Below are 4,208 nucleotides of genomic sequence, written 5' to 3'. Positions count from 1 at the left end.
GATCCTGACCGGTCTGCGCATCGCGCTCGGCGCCGGCTGGTCGACGCTGGTGGCGGCCGAACTGGTGGCGGCGACACGCGGGCTTGGCTTCATGATCCAGTCGGCCGCCCAGTTCCTCGTCACCGACGTGGTGGTGATGGGCATATTGGTGATCGCGGCCATCGCCTTCGTGCTCGAATTCACCATCCGCAGGATCGAGCGCGTGCTCGTCCCGTGGGCGGGACGCGAATGATCCGAGCCCAGAGGAGCAGGAGAGAATGACGATGACCCATTCCACCGCCGTGCTGTTCGCCCAAGCCGGTAACTGGCTTCTCGCCTGGACCAGGGAAAGCCAGCCGCCAGAACAGCAACCGAAATCGCCAACGCCGGTCCGCTGGGACGCCGAGCGCGACCGCCTGCCGCCACGCGACGAGAGTTTTTACTGGGCCTGGCAGTATTGGTCGCAGTGAAGGGGGTGGCGCACGATTCATGTCACGAAGACGGCCTAACCCTGGTTTCGTCATCCTAGGGCGAAGCAAGGGCGAAGCGACGCGCGCAGACCCTAGGATCCATGCCGCGACGGTGATGTTATGCTCCGGCGGTGAAAGAAACCGAGCGCCTACCAGCCGGTTCCACGAAAGAGCTCGAACCACTCTGGATTGGCTTTTTCGATCAATCGATCTTCCATTGACGTGGCCAGCGCTTCAGTGACTTCTCGCGCTGGATGGCATCGGTGATGTCGAAATACTCCTCGTACCAGACAAGGCGTTGCACGCCGTAGCGACTGGTGAAGCGCGAGCCCTCACCGGATTTGTGCTCCGGCATGCGGCGGCCGAGATCGTTGGTGACGCCGATGTAGATCGTACCGCGCTTCTGACTCGCGGTCATGTAGACGTAGCCGGTCATGGTTTCAGGGTAACAAGCCTCGTTGCGCGGACAAGCGCCATTCTGATCCGTAGCGTTCTAAGGCAAACGTCACGGCATGGATCCTAGGGTCTGCGCCGCGTCGCTTCGCTCCTTGCTCCGCCCTAGGATGACGAAGGAAGGGTCGCTGCAGAAAATATTTCCGCCGTTCGCAACGAACTCGCAAAATCATTCCTCTACTAACTTTATAGAACTACCTAGCCTGATCCATCTTCCAACCGGCGAGGCCATTTCCGGCGCCGATCCGCAGCGAAGGAGAGGGATCAATGTTCAATCTAACGAGACGTGTTTTCGGCATCGGCCTGCTGGCGGCGACGGTTGCCGTGTCATCCGGCGCCACAGCGCAGGACCTGAAGCAGCTCAGCATCGGCTATCAGAAGACCGGCCTGCCGGTGATCGCCAGGCAGCAGCAGGTGATCGAAAAGGCCCTTGAAGACAAGGGCGTGACGGTCAAATGGGTCGAGTTCACCGCCGGTCCGCCGCTCGTGGAGGCGCTCAATGTCGGCGCCATCGATGTCGGCTGGACCGGCGACGCACCGCCGATCTTCGGCCAGTCGGCCGGCGCCAACATCGTCTATGCGGCAGCGCTGCCGTCGAACGGCGAGGGCGAGGCGATCTTCGTCAAGCCGGCGTCGCCGATCCAGTCCGTCGCCGATCTCAAGGGCAAGCGCGTCGGTGTCGGCAAGGGCACCAGCGCGCATAATCTGCTTGTCGCCGCACTGGAAAAGGCTGGCATTGCCTTCGACCCGATCACGCCGGTCTATCTCAGCCCGGCGGATGCGGCCGCAGCCTTCGCCAGCGACCAGATCGATGCCTGGAGCGTTTGGGATCCGTTCTTCGCCATCGCCGAAACCCGCTACCAGCCGCGTGTGCTGGCCCGCTCCAGCGAGGTGCTCAAGGTCAATACCTATTTCCTCGCCAACAAGGATTTCGCCAAGGCGCACCCCGAAACCATCACAACGACGATATCGGCCCTTGGCGAGGCGGCGAAATGGGCCGACCAGAACCGAGACAAGGTGGCCGCGGCGCTGCATGAGGTCACCGGCGTGCCGCTCGACGCGCAGATCATCGCCGCCAACCGCACCAAGTTCGGCATCTTTCCGATCACCGACGAGATCATCGCCGGCCAGCAGGCCACCGCCGACCGCTTCTACAAGCTCGGGCTGATCCCGAAAGCGGTCCGCATCTCCGACGCGGTGTGGACAGCACCCGGCAACTAACTTGCCCCCTGACGGCGCCGGATGAGAACGCCCGGCGCCCTTTGCGTTTGCACCCATATCTCCAGGAGATCCGCCCGTGACTGTGCCAGACATGACCGCGCCTGCCAGCACCGCACCGCTCGATTTCTTCTGGTTCATCCCGACGCATGGCGACGGTTCCTATCTCGGTTCCGAGGAGCAGCAGCGACCGCCCGAATTCGGCTACTTCAAGGAGATCGCGCAAGCGGTCGACCGGCTCGGCTTTCCCGGCGTGCTGCTGCCCACGGGTCAGAACTGCGAGGATTCCTGGATCACCGCGACAGGTCTCGCGACGCTGACCGAAAAGCTGAAATTCCTTGTCGCGCTGCGGCCGGGCGTCACGCTGCCGACTTTCGCCGCGCGCCAGACCGCCGCACTCGACCGCTTGAGCAATGGCCGCCTGCTGCTCAATGTCGTGGTCGGCGGCAACCCGACCGAGCTCGCCGGCGACGGCGTCTTCCTGCCGCATGACGAGCGCTATGCCCAGGCGCATGAGTTCCTGACCATCTGGCGCGGCCTGGTGTCCGGCGAGCGGGTCAATTTCGACGGCAAATATTACCGCGTCGAGAATGGCCGCCTCGACCTTCTGCCGCACCAGGAGCGGCCGCCGCTCTATTTCGGTGGGTCGTCGGACGCAGGCCAGGACCTCGCCGCCGACCTCGTCGACATGTATCTGACCTGGGGCGAACCGCCGGCGCAGGTTGCCCAGAAGCTGGCGGCGGCGCGCGCAAAAGCGGCACTGCGCGGCAGAAAACTGCGCTTCGGCATCAGGCTGCATTTCATCGTCCGTGAGACCGAGGACGAAGCCTGGCGCGCCGCCGACCGGCTGATCAGCCATGTCACCGACGCCCAGATCGAAAATGCGCAGGCGCGCTTCCTCAACCAGATGGATTCGGTCGGCCAGCGCCGCATGGCGCAATTGCATGGCGGACGCCGTGACAGGCTGGTCGTCTCGCCCAATCTGTGGGCCGGTGTCGGGCTGGTGCGTGGCGGCGCCGGCACGGCACTGGTCGGCACGCCGGAACAGATCACCGAGCGCATCCGCGAATACCAGGCGATCGGCATCGATACCATCATCGGCTCGGGCTATCCGCATCTCGAGGAAGCGTACCGCGTCGCCGAGCTTCTGTTCCCGAAACTCGGGCTCGGCACCAGGCGGCAGCGGGCGCATGAGAACATCGCCAACGAATTCTCGGTCGGCTTCCATGGCGCCAACCGCCTGCAGGCTTCGTCATGAGCTTTGCCACGCGCCTGCATGGCAATGCCATCGGCTGGCTGCTCCCGGCGCTGGTTATTGCCGGCTGGGAGATTGCCAGCCGCGCGGGCGTCATGCCCGCCAACGTGCTGCCGGCGCCAAGTGCGGTCGCCGAGGCCTTCTGGCGGCTGACGCTGTCGGGCGAACTGGTCCGCAACATCGGCGTTTCGACCGCGCGCGCCCTTGCCGGCTTCGCCATCGGCGGCTCGATCGGCTTTGCGCTTGGCCTTGCCAACGGGCTGTCGACGCTCAGCCGCGGCCTGACCGACACGACGCTGCAGATGATCCGCAACATCCCGCACCTGGCGCTGATCCCGCTGGTCATCCTGTGGTTCGGCATCGACGAGGAAGCCAAACTGTTCCTGGTGGCGCTCGGCGTGTTCTTTCCGATCTACGTCAACACGCTGCTCGGCATCCAGAGCGTCGACCCGCATCTGGTCGAGATGGGCCGCGTCTACGGCATGGATCGGCGCGCCCTGTTCTTCCGCGTCATCCTGCCCGGTGCGCTGCCGGCGATCTTCGTCGGCCTGCGCTATGCCCTGGGCATCATGTGGCTGACGCTGATCGTCGCCGAAACCATCTCAGCCAGTTCCGGCCTCGGCTACATGGCCATGCAAGCGCGCGAATTCCTGCTGATCGATGTCGTCGTGCTGTCGATCCTGATCTACGCGCTGCTCGGCAAGCTCGCCGACAGCCTCGCCCGCCTGCTCGAGCGTTTGTCGCTCGGCTGGCATCCGGCCTTCCAGAACGGATGAGATATTGCCCATGACAGCCGCCAGCCTGACCGCAGCCCGCTCCTTCGTCGCCACGCC

The 4,208-nt window shown here is 64.4% G+C and carries 5 protein-coding genes and 1 pseudogene; 5 read left to right on the top strand and 1 reads right to left on the bottom strand.

Features of this window, described 5'->3' with window-relative positions; genetic code table 11:
- Together EN750_RS21090 and EN750_RS21085 are read left to right on the top strand one after the other, a co-directional pair.
- Window positions 1–232: ABC transporter permease subunit (locus EN750_RS21090; protein WP_348629612.1), on the top strand; the 232-nt coding region annotated here is incomplete at its 5' end.
- A 31-nt stretch (window positions 233–263) separates the two neighbouring features.
- The gene (locus tag EN750_RS21085) at window positions 264–449 is read left to right on the top strand and encodes a hypothetical protein (RefSeq protein ID WP_127269227.1); all 186 of its coding nucleotides are present in this window, start codon (window positions 264–266) and stop codon (window positions 447–449) included.
- A gap of 149 nt (window positions 450–598) precedes the next feature.
- On the opposite strand, the pseudogene EN750_RS21080 reads toward EN750_RS21085, so the two are convergent.
- A pseudogene (locus EN750_RS21080) lies at window positions 599–885 on the bottom strand (GIY-YIG nuclease family protein).
- Window positions 886–1,169: 284 nt separating this feature from the next.
- On the opposite strand from EN750_RS21080, the gene EN750_RS21075 reads away from it, so the two are divergent.
- The 3 genes from EN750_RS21075 (at window position 1,170) to EN750_RS21065 (ending at window position 4,151) form a co-directional block, all read left to right on the top strand.
- The gene (locus EN750_RS21075) at window positions 1,170–2,123 is read left to right on the top strand and encodes a sulfonate ABC transporter substrate-binding protein (RefSeq protein ID WP_127397534.1); all 954 of its coding nucleotides are present in this window, start codon (window positions 1,170–1,172) and stop codon (window positions 2,121–2,123) included.
- 91 nt (window positions 2,124–2,214) lie between these two features.
- Entirely contained in the window at window positions 2,215–3,378 is a 1,164-nt protein-coding gene (ssuD, locus tag EN750_RS21070; protein ID WP_164873927.1) for an FMNH2-dependent alkanesulfonate monooxygenase, read from the top strand.
- Complete coding sequence (locus EN750_RS21065) at window positions 3,375–4,151, top strand: ABC transporter permease subunit (RefSeq protein ID WP_127397532.1); 777 nt, start codon at window positions 3,375–3,377, stop codon at window positions 4,149–4,151. The genes ssuD and EN750_RS21065 overlap by 4 nt, the downstream gene beginning before the upstream one ends.
- Window positions 4,152–4,208 lie beyond the last annotated feature (57 nt).

Origin of the sequence: Mesorhizobium sp. M7A.F.Ca.ET.027.03.2.1, assembly GCF_003999175.1 — a bacterium.
GTDB lineage: Bacteria > Pseudomonadota > Alphaproteobacteria > Rhizobiales > Rhizobiaceae > Mesorhizobium.
The sequence above is the reverse complement of the archived record's forward strand: the minus strand, read 5'-3'. Positions and strand labels throughout refer to the sequence as shown.